The organism is Niabella aquatica (assembly GCF_054779315.1).
This window is the reverse complement of sequence record NZ_BAAGYM010000004.1, coordinates 284,101-301,424: the sequence shown is the minus strand read 5'-3', so window position 1 is coordinate 301,424 and position 17,324 is coordinate 284,101. Positions and strand designations below refer to the sequence as shown.

Genomic DNA, 17,324 nt, shown 5'->3' with positions numbered 1-17,324 from the left:
CTCGGGTGCCAGTTCCTTCATAGTTCTGCCCATGGCGTTTTCGAGCCTGGTTTGTTTAATGAAAGCAGGATTAGCTTCCAGGAAGCAATAGTCATTCGGTTCATCATCTTCATTGAATATGACATCAATAATGACGAACCCTTCATCAATTGCATTAAATAGCATTAAATATTTTGTCTCATTTTCAGACAATATAACGTTATCCATTTTTGCTGCTCGTTTTCTTTCCAGATGAGCAGAAAGATACTGTAAAAATCAGATAGAAAAAGGTTGGGGTTGGATTACGGTTAGTAACTTCTTGAGAACCAATTAAAATTATTGTCGTATTTTTTGACCGTTGCTTTCAATAATTTCTAATGCTTTTTGCAATGCCTTATTTTTTGAATAGCAATATCTGGTCCAGATAAAAGGTATCAATTGTATTGTTCTTTTTATTCAAACATTTCAGTTGTTACTGGACTGGCTTATTATTTATAACGGTACTTTAAAATACGAGATCTATATAAAATCTTAGTTTACTCAACTCAGTATATAAATGCCTCAGTTCGGAAATATATTTTAAACTCATTTATCATACCCGTTTTGATTTTATCACCCCTAGGCAATAATCTGATACCTTTAATTTTCACCACTTCACCCAAATCAATAACCACCATGTGTGGATAAGGAGTTGCGCCGGAATCAGTTGCTGTTTGCCAGATAATAGTCTCCTGGTTATCAAATAAACGGTCGGCTGTTTGAGACTCCGGTAAATTCTCGCTATCCGCATACAAAACATTCCAGTTCAGGGTTGATAAAGGGTTACCGTCTTCTCCCAGGATCTCTATCTCCGCCAAACCCGCTACTTTATCTCCGGGGGTTTGCGGGCTTACTGCTTCTATACAGAAATAACGGCCACAAAAAGTATTATTAAACCTTATCTCTTTCCACCCGTTTCCTTTTGGCAATATACCAGTAAAAACAGGTTGTTGATTGGAAAGATCTAACTGCTGACCCGGCTTACGATGTAATGCGGTAGCATCCGGTTTTATGCGATCTAAAATTGGTTTAGCCACTCCATTAATTACCGGGGATGCAGTTTTTTCAATATCCAATACAACAATTTCGTTCTTCCCTCTATGCAACCAGCAGCCAGGCAGGTATAATGTTTGTACCGGGCCTATGTTCCAATAACGCCCCAGGTTATGCCCGTTTACCCATACCATTCCCTTGCCCCAGGTGGACATATCCAGATAAGTATCCCCGGTGGTTTTGAGTTCAAAGGTTGCCTTGTACCACCCTGTTCCACTTATTGCTTTTTGCTGATAGTTTTTATTACTTTGAAACTGATAATCCACCGGCAAATTACAGACAGACCAATTGTTTAGTTCAACTCTTTTAATTCCGTCGAACAGCTCTACAGACTTAGTGATTCCTTTCCTATCTAATATGCCTTCACCATAGTTTACACGTCCTTCTGTATCTATCAATATATCCAATACGTCACCTTCATTTACAGGGGATATAGTTATTTCGTTGCCTTTTATCCTCCTGTCTATTTTGCCTGCCAGCTGCTGATTGATGAATATCATTGCATAATCATGCACATCTGTAATAATTAATTTTTGACGAACACTACAGGCTTTTAGTTTTGTGCGATATAAGATACTGCCCCATCCCTGGTTAAAATATTCCATCGTTTTTATACCTGTTACTTGCTTTGCGGGTGGCAGGTTTTCAAACAAGCCTGCAGTTTCTTTAAACCTGATTTCGGGAATAGTAATGGTTTTAACCGGCATTGCAGGTACCGGAGCCAGTGTTTCGCCGGGGTTCAGGTGATTTTTGAGCAGCTCCCTGATAGCATAAAATTTCTCTGTAGGGTTTCCTCCTTCATCTATCGGGGCATTATAGTCGTACGAGCTTACATCCGGTGCATAGGGCGGTGTATTGGCCCCTGCCCATTGTCCGAAAGAAGTACCCCCGTGCGCCATATACAAGCTAAAGGAAATACGCCTCTCCATCATATCTTTCAGGCTGCCAATAAAGCTTTTTACATCACGTGCCTGGTGCGGCCGCCCCCAGGCATCAAACCAACCAGTCCAGTACTCGCTGCACATCAGCGGAGCAGTAGGATTAACTTCCTGAAACCTTCTGAACTGTTCTTCTATATTTGCACCAGCCCCGAAATTTAATGTACCGGCCACTCCCTCTACGTTGTAATTATTAAAGTTGGATGACCAGTCGCAACGAAACAACTGTACTTTATCAAAGCCCGAAGTACGCAGCACATCGCGCAGCTGTGTCATGTATAGGCCATCATTACCCCAGGTACCATATTCGTTTTCTACCTGTACCATAATAATATTGCCGCCGTTCTGTATCTGATAAGGCGAAAGTATTTTACCCACTTGGCGGAGGTAATTTCGGACAGACTGCATATAAAAAGAATCGTCTCTGGTCCGTACTTTTAAATCATCTTTTTTTAACAACCACCATGGTAAGCCTCCCATATCCCACTCGGCGCATACATACGGGCCCGGACGTACTATGCAATACATGCCATTCTTCTGAACGAGTTGTACAAATGCTGCAATATCATTTTGACCGGTAAAATCAAATGAACCTTGCTTTTGTTCGTGTATGTTCCAGAAAAGATAAATACAGATGGTATTCATGCCCATGGCCTTGCATAGCTGTATCCTGTGCTCCCAATATTCTTTGGGAATACGTGGATAGTGCAGCTCTGCTGCCCGAACTACAAAAGGTTTGCCGTTGAGCAAAAAGACTTTATTACCTGTTTCAAAACTTAAGTTGCCCGGATATTGAGCTGAAACGGACATTGATATTATTAGTGACAGAAATAATACTCTTATCAGCCTTTTATAATAAGAATTCATTTAGTATGTTTAAATAGCTTTTGCGGAAAAATCAAAACTTATACTCCTTCAAAAATATCACTTATTCTTTTTACTATCTCCATACAGGCCCTTCCATTATGATAGGGGCATTTCCACATACCAGCTTTATCTTCTCCCTGCATTCTGGAGTAATCTGCATTCACTCCCCAATACCATTCCCCATGGCTGACATCAAACAAATATTGTTTAATGAACTCCCAGCTTTTTACAGACTGGTGCAAAAACTGCCGATCTTGTGTTAACTCCCAGGCATTAAAAAATCCAACCATAGCTTCTGCCTGCGGCCACCAATGCTTCTGCTTCAGCAAATGATTTTGCTTTACATCATATTCGTGCCACATGCCACCGTCTGCATCTAAACCCTCGGCAGCGGCGTTGGCCATCTGTACTGCCCGCTCTTTCATTTTCCCGATCCATTTTTCTTCTCCTGCTATCTCGGCACATTCCTGCAAAAGCCAGGCAGCTTCTACATCGTGCCCGTAAGAGATCATGTTTCCCTGTTCCTGCCATTGGTCATTAAAAAACAGCTTCAGATGAAATGTTTCAGTATCTATGATATGCTTATCAAAAATAGATAGCAGCTCAACAATCTTTTCTTTCAGTCCTGCATCGGGCCATGTCCTGTACAAATTTGCAAAACCTTCTATTACGTGAAGGTGCGTATTCATAGTTTTACGCTCGTTGGCATCTTTCTCGCTTAAACGCAGATCCGCTATTTGTCCCCATTCCCTGGTGAACGCTTCTATGTAGCCACCGAAAGCAGGTTCATAACCATACCTTACAGTTCGCCGGTAAATATCAATAGCCAAATCAAGCGCTTCGGTATATCCTGTTGCCAGGTAATATTCGCTCAATCCGTAAATGCAAAAACTTTGCGCATACACCTGCTTTTTAGTATCCAGCGGCTTTCCATCATGAGTAATGCTCCAATACACACCGCCATGCTCTCTATCCAAAAAATGATCGCGGATATATTCATAGGCTCTTTTCCCCATTAATAAATCCGCTTTATTTTTCCCTTTATTGTAAGCGGCCGAGAATGTCCATAAAATCCGGCTGTTCAAAACAATACCTTTAGGCGCCTCCCAGTTGTGTATATTATCGCTATCTATCGCGCCAATAAATCCGCCGTTCTTTTCATCCAGGCATTGAGCGCTCCAATAAGAAAGTATATTTCTCAACTCGCCGGATACCTCATTTCTGTATTTTCCTAAAACACTTTTAGCGTCCATCATTTTTTACCTGGTATTATGACCTGTTCTTCTTTCTTCTAATACTGATGCTATTTCCTTAAGTTTTTTCTCATTTAATGGATAAGCAGCAATAAACAACATAGATATTAATGCCGCTGCAGCCGGCAGAATGCTTAACATCAAACGGATACCCTCTTTAGCAAAAGCCGTTTGCTCTACATTTGCCCTGAACCCAAAATAAGCCAGCAACAGGCCGCTTGCCCAACCTCCCACGGCCCAGCCCAGCTTTTGAGACATAGACGATGCAGAAAAAACCAGCCCTGTAGCCCTCCTCCCCTGTTTCCATTCTGAATAATCAGCAGTATCCGCATACATTGACCATAAGAGCGGAAATACGCTTCCGGCACACATACTTATTATAAATTGCAATGTCAATATTACCCCGGTATCGCTTACACCAAAGAAATACAAAGCACCGCTAAACATTGCTGCCAGCAGCATTGCCATAAAAAAAGTGTGCTTTTTACCTATCCTGTTGGCAACAGGCGTAGCCAAAACAACACCAACAATATTAGCCGCCTGGCCCAGCACGAGGTATAAAGTAGTCAGCGACATTGACATACCCAGGAGCGACATCTGTGCCTCATTGGATTGCCCTATGTAGTATTTAAAATAGTAAATAGCCACACCGTCACGGATCGTGTTAAATAACAACGTTGCCACACCTGCTCCTAAAAGTATCCACCAGGGCTTGTTAATCCACAGGTCCTTTACATCTTCCTTTAACGTTGATTGTTCTTCCATCGCAGGTTGTATACGCTCCTTTGTACCTGCAAAACATCCAATAAAAAAAAGGGCCGCCATCATACCAAAAACCACGATCGCATATATCCATCCTTTGGAAGAAGTAAGCGATCCTCCGCCAAAAGCCTTTACCAACGGCTCTATCAGCCATAAGGCTACCAGGCTTCCCACAAAGGCAAACACCATACGCCAGGATGCCAGTGTTGTCCGTTCTTTACCATCGGCAGACATGACACCAAGCAAAGACGCATACGGTACATTGATGAGTGAATAAACCATCATCATAAGTGAATAAGTAATGTAGGCATATACCAGCTTTCCTGCTGCTGAAACATCCGGCGTATAAAATGTAAATACGCCTATTACGGCAAAAGGTATGGCCACCCAAAGCAGGAAAGGCCTGAATTTCCCCCATCTTGTGGAAACCCTGTCTGATATTACACCAACAACAGGATCAAAAAAAGCATCCCATACTTTTGTTGCCAAAAACATAGTACCGGCAGCTGCTGCTGTAATGCCAAACACATCTGTGTAAAAGAAAAGCAGGTACATGCTGAATATCTTCCAGAACATAGAAGATGCCGCATCGCCCAGGCCATAGGATATTTTTTCCTTTATGCTGATTTTCCGGCTCATCGTTTTTATTTTATCTGGTATATTTTTGAATGAGCCGCCAGGTGCTCTTATCATTGTCAAATATGGAGTTGAGGCCCTGCTCTTCCATAGGCGGATCACCAGTGTAATCATCCCCTTCCTTCCAGTAATTCTGCCCCTTTACGGGCCGGCCGGTGCCCGCAAACGACCAAAAATTTAACCCGGCCAAAACATCATTTTTTTCTTTGCTTTTTTGCCAGATTTCAAATATTGCGTTCAGGTATTCATCACGCAGGCTTACGGCAGTTCGGGGATCAAAACGATGGTCATTCCGCGGAAGGCCAAACTCTTCAATGATCAACGGCTTGTTTAGTGTCCTTGCTATATCTTCATGCGTTGCTATATAAGCGGTTGCTCTATTCTTTATCGTGCCGATAGCGCCTTTCATTTCGTCTTGTTTAAACCATCCCCAGTTTTTAGGCCATATATGAATTGTAAGGTAGTCTACATTCCTGTCATCATGAATTCTTTCAAACAAACCCAAATCGCCATCCGTTCCCATATATCCCTCGTGGCCTATGGATACCAGGTGATGCTTATCCAGCCTCTTAATAAATGCGGCGCTCTGCCTGATCCATTCAACATATTTTTCATTTGCGCGTGTCCGCATTGGCCTTGGTTCATTAGCCAGTTGCCAGGCCATGATAGCCGGATCGTCTGTATATTTTTTGCCGGTAACCGAATTAGTACGTGTAATAATATGTTCCACCTGCTTCAGATAAGCTTCCCTACATGGTTCACAATCATAAAAACGGGAGGTAACATCTCTTACTTCCTCCCAATCCAGCTTTCGCTGCACCATGCTATCAGATACCAATCCAAACCAGTTCACATACTGCAAAAAGCCTCCTGTCCATTCCCAGTTATTGCTCAGGAATAACACAGCCTTCATATCGCGTTTGCCCATTTCCGATAACAAAAAGTCAAGGCCCCGCAACAGGCTGTCATCAAATGCACCAGGGCTTTTTTGCAGTGCCGGAGACACCCGCATCACTCCATTCACATATCCTGTGCCTTCCACAGCAGCCATTACCCGCAAGTTGGTCACCCCTTTTTTCTTTAAAAAATCCAGTTCTTTCAGCAGTCTTTCCCGGTTGGATAAATTACGGACATCCATCCCCAGCAGCGGACCGTACCAGTAATTGGCCCCTATAAAATAATAGGGCCTGCCTTTTACGTACAACTGCTGCTCTTTTACCTGTACAAAATCATGCTGGGACCAGCCCCATTGCACCAAAAGGAAAAGAAGTAATGTCCCTACCCACCTTTTCTTCATAATACTTTTTCTTTAGATTTTATATGCCTCTGGTTTGCCGAGATCAATGACTTCAGCGTTTCAACGGATTTTGCCGAGCGATATCCGTCCGGAGCAGTATGCAAACAGTAATCCACCAGTTTATCTACAGAGGAAACAGCTACATGCATACGTGTATCAGCAGAAGCATAATAGATAAAAACTGTACCATCGTCATCGGCAATCCAGCCATTTGAGAACAATACATTCGATACATCTCCTACCCTTTCTGCTCCCTGCGGAGCCATTAAATGCCCTGCCGGTTCCGCAATCAATTTTCCGGGTTGTTCCAGATCTGTCATATACAGGTACAGCACATACCGCAAACCTGCGGCGCAGGCACGAACACCGTGCGCCAGATGTAGCCAGCCCTTATCGGTTTTAATCGGATGTGGTCCTTCCCCGTTTTTTAATTCTTTAATAGTATGGTAATACCTCTGGTTGATTATTTTTTCTTCTTTTGCCTCAGCATTCGTGATATCTTCTATCAGCGCCCAGCCTATTCCACCTCCGCTCCCCGCATCAATAAAACCATCCTGCGGACGGGTGTACAAAGCATATTTTCCGTTAACAAATTCAGGGTGCAATACTACATTCCGTTGCTGGCTTTTTGACTTCAGATCTGGCAAACGCTCCCAATGAACCAGGTCTTTGGTGCGGGTAATGCCTGCAGTAGCCACTGCTGACGAGAGATCGCCCTGCGCCGCGTTGGGATTTTTCCTTTCTGCACAAAACACACCATAGATCCACCCATCTTCATGGGCTGTTAAACGCATATCGTAGATGTTGGTATCGGGATCATCGGTTTCAGGCATGGTAACAGGTTCATCCCAAAACCTGAAATTATCTACCCCGTTAGGACTTTCTGCTATGGCGAAGAACGATTTACGATCACTGCCTTCAACCCTCACCATCATCAGGTATTTGTCATTCCATTTTATAGCCCCGGCATTGAAGGTACCATTTATCCCGAAGCGCTCCATAAAATAGGGATTAGTATCGGGCGACATATCATAACGCCAGAGCAAAGGCGCATGTGCAGCAGTCAATACAGGATACCGATACCGGTCAAATACCCCGTTGCCCGGTTGTACAGGCTCGTTCTTACGACATACTAATGCTTCATACGAAGCCGTAATTTCAGCTAATCTTTTATTGAAAATATCATTCATAATACTTATTTTAAAACCGGCATTTTATCTCTTGTGATCACCTTGCTGTTGCCAAAAACTGCTTTAAGAAAATTCGCACCGTTGTGCTTATCTATCCTTGTATAATCGCCATTCCAGGGCATGAACCATGACCAAGTATCACCTTTTTCGAACATGGCATCAATGGACGGGATAGAGCCGCATTCACTAAGCGTGATCATTTTTTTTCCACCAAACATTTCTTTCACTTTATCAAAGGCTATATATTGTGAGCCATGCTGGTTTTCTCCCGGGTAAATATCCATACCTATAATGTCCACATAATCATCGCCCGGGTACCATGTAGTTGCATCCGGAGCTGCATCGCTGGTCCATACCCATATCAGGTTATTCAGGCCATGGTGCTCTGCCAATCTTTTGTACATCACTTTCCAAAGCTCTTTGCATGGTGCAGCTCCTTTAGCTCCCCACCAGAACCACTTACCGCTTGCTTCGTGCAGGGGACGCCACAATACCGGCACATTATTATCCTTTAGCTGTTTCAGGTATCCTGCGATCACATCAATATCAGCGATCATGGCTTTATACTCATTAGAATTTACATCCGTGATTTTTGAAACATCAAAGGCTGTTCTTTCAGTATAGAACTCATCGGTAGTTTTAAGGGGATCGCGCCAATGCCACATAATAGTAACCAATCCGTTATTGTTCCACCAGCCGATACTGTTGCTTACCAGCTCCGTAAAGTTTATGGTTCCCCATGAACGGGTATAATTAATAAAATCAAACCCAGTCAGCGCGGGCCATTTACCTGTATTCTGGTTCATCCAGGTAGCTTCTTCCAACCCTGTACTATAGTTAGCCATAGCCCCGGAAATAACCGATTTGCCAAAGTTTTCTTTAAGGAAGTTATAAACGTTCACCGCCTCTTTTGTCGGTGATGGTGTAATCAACGCAGGGCTGATATTAAAGGCAATCCCCGGATCAGCAGGCGAAACTTCTAAATAGTCGTAAAAAGTCCACCCCCAGTTTTTCTTAATAAGAATAATATTCTCCCCGGGTTTTAATGTTACCTTATTGACCGATACGAGCTTCCAATCGTTTGTAGCCTCAAATGCAACCTTAGCCAAGACCGCTCCGTTCACTACCAGATCGTTCTCCTTATAACTGTTTCCATTCGCAAATCTAAAGGTGAGCTTGTACTGCCCGGCTTCGGGAACATTCACTTTAAATAAAAGATCCCCGTCTTTTTGGTTGACGTAACCTGTTCCTGAATACCCGGTCAATGACTTTTCAACAATTGCATTTCCGGACAACGCCGCGTTTTCTGCTTCATACATTTTTCTGCCGGAAATAGTAGAAAATGAAAAGGTAATTGGCGCAGTGGCTTCACCCGTACTGCTTTTTACCGCTCCTGCGGGAATGGATATCTCGTAAGTTTTTCCCGGTTCCAATGATATATTAAAAACCAGCTTCCTGTCATTGGTGGTTACCGGCGCTGCGGAACCGTTTACTTTAATTTCATGGTTGGAAGCAAGCGTAACTGCCTCATTAAACGCAACCGACACTTCGGAAGTGAGCGCTACGTCCTGTGCACCTGCTTCCGGTGTGGAGTATAAAAACTTCAGCGGTTTGGAAACCACTTCCGGCTTGTCCTTATTCTTGCTGCAACCTATCATCATTGGTGCTGCAATCAGCAGGCCTAAGAGGTAAGATAAAAGTTTTAAATGCATAATTTTAGTTTTTTATTTAGCGTAATGATATTCGCTGTCATTGTTTTTTTTAAACACGCGCTGCTTTCGGATCAACCGTTTTTCTGCAGCACTTTCACTTCCCAAAGGGAAGCTGTTTTTCCTTCTGCCCTTTTAATATTAACACGAACATACCTGGCAGAGACCTCTTTTTCCGAAACACGCGTCTGGTATCCTTTTAATGCTCTTTGCGTATAATCCGCATAGTCTTTCCAGTTTTCGTTATCATCAGAATATTCTATTTTATATAAATAATACCGGTCAAAATATTCAAACTCAACCTGTACTTTTGAAAATTTTTGGGACTTTCCTAAATCAATCGTCACCCATTTGTCTTCGCCCTCTTCCGCCTGCCAGCGGGTATCATATCTGCCATCAGTAAGCATAGCCTGTGGAAATCCGGATGACAGCGAATTGGTGTAAACCGTTCTATTCAGAGCGATGTTGTTAAATTTAGATTTACTTAATCCCAGCGACATAAAATCATCTATCGGCTCTACCCTGGAGATGGAGCCATCGGCCGCAAAGAATAATTCTGCCGCACAGGAAAAACGGTAGTTACAGGTGGGATATCTTTTAGGATCCTGCCTGTGATAAAACATAAACCACCGGCCATTTACTTCCAAAACTGACGTATGACCCGGTCCGAAAATATTACGCTCTTTATCGGTATCGAGTATAGGGGTTTTAACAGGTTCATAATAAGTCTTTCCCGGTTGATCGGCCATGGCATAATGTACGTTGTAAGATTCCAGCCAGCAATGCCCGCCGGCCCACATCATGTAGTATTTTTTATTCCGGTAAAATATATAAGGTCCTTCCGTAAAGTCAGTAAACGCTCCTTCCAACGGATCCTTGCTAACCACTTTTTTCATATAATCAGGTGATTTCACATCATTGTCAAAAATGATCAGGTTCTTCCAGGAACCCACACCCATAATTTTATTGCTTACCGGGTCCCGGAATAGTTCTACGTCAAAATCATGCAACTGTATTGTTTCTTTCCAGGGTCCGAACGGAGCATCTGCTTCCATCAGGTAAGCAAGATAGTCCACTCCCTGCTGATGTACCATATAATATTTGCCGTTGTCTCCTTTTACCATGCTGGGCGCCCAGAAAAAACGATCGTTGATATTGAGATAATGAATATCCCAATTCACCAAATCGTCCGAAACCCAAAGAAATGGCTCCCCGTTACGGCCTTCATACCCATCGCTTGTAATACACATGTAGTATTTACCATCCATGTAGCGAATACTCGGATCCGCAAAGTAGCCTGGAACAACAGGGTTTTGTGCTAAAAGTTCAGCCGATATGATGGTAAAGAACAGAATAAATATCTTTTTCATTTAACCGCTATTTAAACATTCAAAAATGTAAGAAACGATGCTCTATTTATACATTGAAGGAATCTTTTTTTGAAAAACAACATCCGGGAATTTGCTAAACTCAACAAAGTCCTTACAAGCCGGATGTCCCGGGAAAGGCGCATAAAAATGTACAGGGTTCTCGTATGCGTTACGCCATACCAAAACATATACCGGCTTATACTCGGTGATGGCCTTGTACAATACTTCTGTAAACCAATTTTTCATCGGGATCTGATCGGCACCTGTTTCGCTAAATACAAAAAGTTTTTTGTGTTCCTTTGAATATTGCTGCAGCATTCCCATCACGCGCTGTACGTCAGCGATATATTTGCCGGCCGTTTCCCCGCCTCCCCTGTGATATAAATCCTGGCCAAGGATATCCACATATTGATCGCCGGGATACCTGTCAAAATAAGAGGCCTCATCCGCTACAAAATCGGGGGAATAGATATAGATCAGATGATGTACTTTCTTTACATCCCTCAAATATGTTACCGTAAAGCGGTACAGCGATATATAATCTTCTCGCGTGCACAGCTTTTGTCCCCACCAGAACCAGCTGCCTGTATGTTCATGAAATGGCCTGAGTAAAACGGGGACCTTTATACCAGCCGAGGTCGTAAGGCTGTTGAAAAAAGCAGCCAGCCTGTTCAGCCACATTGTATATAGCTCATGCTTTTCACCCCCCGGCAAAATTGATTTTACTACTTCATCAGACGATACATCCCAGGAGCTGCCGCCCGTTAACGGGTTTTTTAAATGCCAGCTGACCGTGTTTATGCCACCCTTTGCATAAGCCTCCAGTATCAATTGCCTGATTTTTGAAAAACGAACATCATCTATACTTGTTGAACCGCCCAGCTCCAGGTGCCCCAGTTCCCAACCATAGACAGCCGGAAAATCGCCCGTAACCTTTTTAACATCGGACTGGTTCTTTTCATACTTCCAGGCAATACCATAAGCCGTGGCATCCTGGTGGCCAAACAATATTTTCTTCCCTTGCAGGGATATTAAGTTTCTGTACAATGCTGTTGTCTGAACAGTAGCTTTTGCATCATTCAGCCGCTGCGCCTGTCCTGGAAAAGAAAGCAGCAATATCATACTTCCCAGACAAAATAGGTTCATCAGCCGTTTCATCCGATATTCACTTTTTTACATTAAACAATTTAAATCCTTCATACTTTTTCCCATCAATATCTGTCGCTGTTACTTTTACCTTATGCAGGCCCGGACTTAAAAACCGCGGCAGTTTCAGCTTCCACAAATGACGGGTATGCTGAAGCTTTGGCCGCCAGTTATCAAAGTTGTACCGGAGATCATAAGTGCTTTGGATAAAAGGATCAATACCGGTATTATTATCCGCCCACACAGGAAGAGCCTCATCAATTTGTACCGAAACCCTTGCCTGTGGGCTTGCGGCAAAAACATTAACGGATAAAAATTCATCCGAAAGATTACCTGCCTTTAATGAATCCGATGACAGCATGATCCTCATCTGAAAATCACTTCTGTTATTGGCCGGAATAAAATGATAGTTATACTTACTACCATCAAAATCTAACCTGAAATACCCGTTGGGCGCTCCATCTATACAGGTAGCTACAGGCAGGCCACGCTCATCCAAAGGCCCTGTCCACCAGGAACCACAGGCAGCGCCAACAGTAAGTGACTGAACAGGTTGCTTTCCGCCCCAATAGCTATGCTTATTTAAAAACTGGTTCTCGACATAATGCAAATGACCTGATAATAAAAGCGAGCGCGAACGCTTCTCCAACAAAGAAAACAATCTGGCAATGGAAACTTTATCTGTATACTGTTCCAGAAAAGGAATATGGCTCATTATTACTATCAGCTTGTCGTCACTAACCTGTTGCAAATCTTTCTCTAACCATTTGTTTTGCGCTTCCAGCAAACCACCAAAATAATCTCCCCGTTCATTATCCTCTTTATCCCACCCATGATATACTATATTGTTCAGCACAACAAAATGCACATCACCTTCATTAAAGGAGAAATAATCGGGCCCATAGTATCGTGAAAAAATACCTGAAGCATCTTTTGCCGTCACAGCCTGTTCATCAATATCATGATTACCAAAAACATGATATACCGGATAAGGCAACTGTCCGGTTATTTCCTTTTCCCGTGGATAAATAGAAAGGTCATTATCTGCAATGTCGCCTAAAATACAGGCAAAATCAGCCTCACTATACAACAGTTCAGTTACAATATCTTCCTGAAAGGCATTTAATGACAGTTCTCCTCTCATTTGAGGATCGCCGATCATTAAAGCGGTAAATTTTGTTTTTACTTTTTTTTGTGTTAATGCAAAATCAACCCAATCTCCTGTTCCCACCTTTTTATAAAAACCATAACCATTTCCCTGCACACCGGTAAAATCATACCCTGCAGGTTTAATCACAAATATAAAATTTCCGGGTTCCGTATTTATACAATACTTACCGTCTGTATTTGTAAGCACTATTGTTCTTTGATCAGATACCGCTATACCAGGCAGCCCCTTTTCTCCTTTATCCCTGATACCGTTTTTATTCAAATCCATAAACACATATCCTTCCGCCTCAACTGCATACGCCAATACAGTTAATAAACAAAGTACAATGGTTATGAATAAAGAAATTCCTTTCATATAAATGCCCCGGAAACTTTTATTTTCAATAAAAACCAGTTCTTGATCTATTTTGTAACATCAGGGATCAGAAAAAGGGGAATAAGCCTTGACAGGCTTTCCCCTTTATTGATTGCCTATTGTAAATTCGTATCCATTGGTACACTTGTGAGGATAACATAGTCTACATTCGTTTCATACTTGCCGGAGACATTGCCCGAGGTAAAATCAACAGAGAAGGTAAAAGGCGCACTCAGATTGAGTGAAGGCACCGCTCCCCAGTTTTCCAGCCCATCGGGATCTATCCTGTATGACCGCCAAACCCATTTACCTGCAGTGTTGGCAAACTTATAATCATCCTTATAGGCGTTATTAGCTTTAAAGTGCATACCAAGTTTCGTTCCTCCTGCCTGTTCAAATATCAGTTGGAAGTAGCCCTGTGCCCCATCATTCCCTGTATTAATAAGGTAGTTTACATAAAAAGTCTTGTTAGCCTCATACTTACCTGGATTGTTATCCGCTTTTGTAACAGTACCCTTGCCGCTCCAGGTGCCGGTATTAGCGGCTTTTACGGTAAGATAGCCATTTCCCTGGGCTGCTTTGGCAAATCCGGTACCTCCATTAAGCGTAGCACTTCCCCCGCTAAACGGCGGCATTGTTTCAAAGTCGAATGCTACTATTGGATTTAATGGCCCGTCAGTAATCATTACCTGGTCGATATGCAGCTCAAACGCTTCGGTATTGCCATTACCTACATTACCACCGCGAATAAACAGAGTGATCCGGTCTATGGTAGTTTTTACATCGCCGAAGCCCATCTTTTCAAGATCGTAAGAACGCCATTCCCATCCATTGGTTTTAATCTTATAATTATCGGTATACTCTCCATCCTGACCTGTGAAATGTTTGTCAGATTCACTGCCATTTATTGTCAGCGCCGGGTTAAAATACCCTTGTTTACCATTTGTATTGACAAGGAAGGTAATATATGGTTTGTGGTAATTGGAGAGATCGAACCCTTTACCGCCATTTGTGGAGTGAAGAAACTGATAGTTGCCATTCCATGCGTTACCTAAAGGAGCTATGACGGAATAATAATTACCGATCATAGGCACAATGCCACCCAGGTTTTTACCGGCGGTAAATGCGGCTCCGGCTCCTGTGGCATTTCCTGCTTCAATTGTCGGTTCTATTCCATCAAAGTCAAACAGCATTATTGTTGGTGCTGGAATATAAGTATCTCTTGGTGCAATAACCTGTATAACCGGGGAAGTAAGCGTTTGACCTGTTTTTGTAATAACCGTCAGTATGCCGCTCTCGGGAAGCTCCAGGTTGGCGGTGGCAAAAGTAGCAGTAGTTTGAGTAGCAGCGGCTTTGGAAAGCTTTACAGTTCCAAATCTTACTGACTCAATCATATCTACGTTAGCCCCTCCTATATTGAAGGTGATACCCCTTTGTATCTCCTTAGGCCAGCTTGATATGGTCACATCAAGATATTTTGGTGTAAATTTCTCATCGGAGGTAAATTCTCTTCTGAATTTGTTTCTGATAGTGATAGCTCCTGTTTCTGCCGTTCTGGAAACTTTAAACACCAGCTTATCCGATTGCTGGCTTACAATTTCGCAGGTTGCGTTACCTATAGCCAGGAAATTAACGACATCCAGATTTTCGCCGTACAGCGTAACTGTACCTCCTACAACTTCTGTTTTAGGATTAAAATCAATTATCCGCGAAACAGGCAGCGTTATATCATAGTCGTTCGAAAAGCCTGTTCTCTGGCAGCCCAATCCCAACAGCAACCAGGTAATACCCAGAAAATACCATTTTATATTGAAGTAACTTTTCATCTGTATATTTTTTATTGAGTTATTAAGCACGAAATTTCTGCTCATTTATCTACTCTTGTATATATTAATAATTAGGGTTTTGTGTTAATCCCCAACTCTGCACTTCATTTAGCGGGATGGGTAATACCGGAACAGGCTTGCCATCTTTTCCTGTAATAGCGTGTACAGGTATACGGCTGGCAATACCCTGGTGCCTTACCTCATCATTTGTACCGGCTCCTTCCCTTTCAGTATCTTTAGCTTTAGACACGGCCTCTACCAGCTTTCCTGTACGGATCAGATCCCACATCCTGTTCGATTCCATTGCCAGCTCAAGCCTTCTTTCTAAAATAATCGCGTCCAGCAAGCTGGCGCCCGAAGCCGTTACATTAGGAATTACAGGTGTACTCACCGGCATTACGTACCCTTCAGCATCCCCGCTAACATACCCTTTACAATAAGAGCTGTTACGGGCTCTTTCCCTGACCATATTTAAGTACTGGCGTGCTTCGTTCTCCTTATTTGTATGATAAGCAGCTTCTGCCTGCATGAGCAATACATCCGCATATCTCATTAAAAGGATATTCTTGTTGGCCGCTTTGGTAAGCGTAGGTTTGTAAGGTAATGTGGCTTTCCTGTTCAGATAATTGCTTCCCTGTTCTGTTCTGTCAAACTTCATTTGCTTTCCATACAGTATTTCACCATTAAATCCGATGCCGTACACTGTGCTTGACAAGCGAGGATCGGTAGGATGAAACGCGTTTACCAGGTTTTGAGTAGGATTATGAAATCCCCAACCCGCAAAAGCATCGGTATTAGAAACCCTGTTTCCCTGGAATAACGAAAAGGCAGTGCCAACAGACCCTGGCGCATCCGCTGCTGTTCCTTCTGCAGCCTGTACTTCAAAAACAGATTCTGATGTATTTTTATTCTCATATTCCCAAAGCGTTGCATAATTGGGTACCAGGCTGTATTCGCCCGAAGTAATAATCGCCTGTGTGAGCTCATATACTTCGTTCCATTCATGCTTACTTTCCGCATCTGTTCCAATCTGGTACATCAGTGATTTAGCCAGAAAGGCTCTCGCTGCGCCTTTGGTTGCTCTTCCCATATCCACAGCGCTATACTGGCTCTTTTCGGGCAATAGCTCAATAGCTTTCTTTAAGTCTCCATTGATAAATTCAAAAGTTTCGTGCAAAGAAGCCCGTTGGGAACTACCAAATTCTGAGGGATTGAGCGGTAATGAGAACAATGGCACGCCACCAAAATGATGCAACAAATATATATAGTGAAAGGCCCTTAAGAAATAGCTTTCGCCTAATAACCTGTTTTTAAGATCCTGGTCAATAGTGGCTTCCGGCAAATTTTTGATGGCATAATTTGCACGCGACACTCCCCAAAAACCATGAATCCAGAAGGCCTGGGCTGCACTATTGCCTACCTGAGCCCTGTAATCTTCAATATCGGCAAGCTCGGCATAGTCTGCAAGGTTACTTCCTTTTACTGCATCATCGGTTGTAATACTTCCAAAGAAAAAATCATAGTGGTGTGCCATCCAGATACCATCGGGACCACGGCCTTCAGTTTGAGAAAGCAGGTCGTACATGCCATTGATCACTTTCACCGCATTTTCGGGAGTGTTCATATAATTACCGCTATTTTCCTGCCCCTGCGGCTTCAGGTCAAGAAACTTATTGCAGGAATAAAAGACAGCTGTTAATACAACTAATACAAATAAATATTTTTTCATGACTG

At 42.8% G+C, this 17,324-nt stretch carries 12 protein-coding genes; all 12 read right to left on the bottom strand.

Features of this window, described 5'->3' with window-relative positions:
• On the bottom strand, positions 1-207 hold a 207-nt coding region (locus ACYVBM_RS05070; RefSeq protein WP_460684543.1), incomplete at its 3' end, for a hypothetical protein.
• Between the two features lie 317 nt (positions 208-524).
• On the bottom strand, positions 525-2,819 hold the full coding sequence (locus ACYVBM_RS05065) for a beta-galactosidase (RefSeq protein ID WP_460684542.1): 2,295 nt from the start codon (positions 2,817-2,819) through the stop codon (positions 525-527).
• 95 nt (positions 2,820-2,914) lie between these two features.
• Positions 2,915-4,132, bottom strand: a complete 1,218-nt coding sequence (locus ACYVBM_RS05060; RefSeq protein WP_460684541.1) for an AGE family epimerase/isomerase — start codon at positions 4,130-4,132, stop codon at positions 2,915-2,917.
• A gap of 3 nt (positions 4,133-4,135) precedes the next feature.
• The gene (locus ACYVBM_RS05055) at positions 4,136-5,530 is read right to left on the bottom strand and encodes an MFS transporter (RefSeq protein WP_460684540.1); all 1,395 of its coding nucleotides are present in this window, start codon (positions 5,528-5,530) and stop codon (positions 4,136-4,138) included.
• Between the two features lie 10 nt (positions 5,531-5,540).
• Positions 5,541-6,824, bottom strand: coding sequence for a glycoside hydrolase 5 family protein (locus ACYVBM_RS05050; protein WP_460684539.1), 1,284 nt, complete (start codon positions 6,822-6,824; stop codon positions 5,541-5,543).
• Positions 6,821-8,014 (bottom strand): glycoside hydrolase family 130 protein, encoded by a 1,194-nt coding sequence (locus ACYVBM_RS05045; protein WP_460684538.1) that lies wholly within the window; start codon positions 8,012-8,014, stop codon positions 6,821-6,823. Before ACYVBM_RS05045 ends, ACYVBM_RS05050 begins: the two co-directional genes overlap by 4 nt.
• A gap of 5 nt (positions 8,015-8,019) precedes the next feature.
• Positions 8,020-9,726 (bottom strand): glycosyl hydrolase, encoded by a 1,707-nt coding sequence (locus ACYVBM_RS05040; RefSeq protein ID WP_460684537.1) that lies wholly within the window; start codon positions 9,724-9,726, stop codon positions 8,020-8,022.
• A 71-nt stretch (positions 9,727-9,797) separates the two neighbouring features.
• Entirely contained in the window at positions 9,798-11,093 is a 1,296-nt protein-coding gene (locus tag ACYVBM_RS05035; RefSeq protein WP_460684536.1) for a family 43 glycosylhydrolase, read from the bottom strand.
• Between the two features lie 42 nt (positions 11,094-11,135).
• Positions 11,136-12,239, bottom strand: a complete 1,104-nt coding sequence (locus tag ACYVBM_RS05030; protein ID WP_460684535.1) for a glycoside hydrolase family 26 protein — start codon at positions 12,237-12,239, stop codon at positions 11,136-11,138.
• A gap of 19 nt (positions 12,240-12,258) precedes the next feature.
• Entirely contained in the window at positions 12,259-13,764 is a 1,506-nt protein-coding gene (locus tag ACYVBM_RS05025) for a calcineurin-like phosphoesterase C-terminal domain-containing protein (RefSeq protein WP_460684534.1), read from the bottom strand.
• Between the two features lie 116 nt (positions 13,765-13,880).
• The gene (locus tag ACYVBM_RS05020; protein ID WP_460684533.1) at positions 13,881-15,590 is read right to left on the bottom strand and encodes an IPT/TIG domain-containing protein; all 1,710 of its coding nucleotides are present in this window, start codon (positions 15,588-15,590) and stop codon (positions 13,881-13,883) included.
• Positions 15,591-15,654: 64 nt separating this feature from the next.
• Entirely contained in the window at positions 15,655-17,319 is a 1,665-nt protein-coding gene (locus ACYVBM_RS05015; protein WP_460684532.1) for a RagB/SusD family nutrient uptake outer membrane protein, read from the bottom strand.
• Positions 17,320-17,324 lie beyond the last annotated feature (5 nt).

Excerpts from the sequence above, each read along its gene's own strand:
- ACYVBM_RS05065 (WP_460684542.1), bottom strand. The coding sequence starts at position 2,819 with ATGTCCGTTTCAGCTCAATATCCGGGCAACTTAAGTTTTGAAACAGGT.
- ACYVBM_RS05060 (WP_460684541.1), bottom strand. The coding sequence starts at position 4,132 with ATGATGGACGCTAAAAGTGTTTTAGGAAAATACAGAAATGAGGTATCC.
- ACYVBM_RS05055 (WP_460684540.1), bottom strand. The coding sequence starts at position 5,530 with ATGAGCCGGAAAATCAGCATAAAGGAAAAAATATCCTATGGCCTGGGC.
- ACYVBM_RS05050 (WP_460684539.1), bottom strand. The coding sequence starts at position 6,824 with ATGAAGAAAAGGTGGGTAGGGACATTACTTCTTTTCCTTTTGGTGCAA.
- ACYVBM_RS05045 (WP_460684538.1), bottom strand. The coding sequence starts at position 8,014 with ATGAATGATATTTTCAATAAAAGATTAGCTGAAATTACGGCTTCGTAT.
- ACYVBM_RS05040 (WP_460684537.1), bottom strand. The coding sequence starts at position 9,726 with ATGCATTTAAAACTTTTATCTTACCTCTTAGGCCTGCTGATTGCAGCA.
- ACYVBM_RS05035 (WP_460684536.1), bottom strand. The coding sequence starts at position 11,093 with ATGAAAAAGATATTTATTCTGTTCTTTACCATCATATCGGCTGAACTT.
- ACYVBM_RS05030 (WP_460684535.1), bottom strand. The coding sequence starts at position 12,239 with ATGAACCTATTTTGTCTGGGAAGTATGATATTGCTGCTTTCTTTTCCA.
- ACYVBM_RS05025 (WP_460684534.1), bottom strand. The coding sequence starts at position 13,764 with ATGAAAGGAATTTCTTTATTCATAACCATTGTACTTTGTTTATTAACT.
- ACYVBM_RS05020 (WP_460684533.1), bottom strand. The coding sequence starts at position 15,590 with ATGAAAAGTTACTTCAATATAAAATGGTATTTTCTGGGTATTACCTGG.
- ACYVBM_RS05015 (WP_460684532.1), bottom strand. The coding sequence starts at position 17,319 with ATGAAAAAATATTTATTTGTATTAGTTGTATTAACAGCTGTCTTTTAT.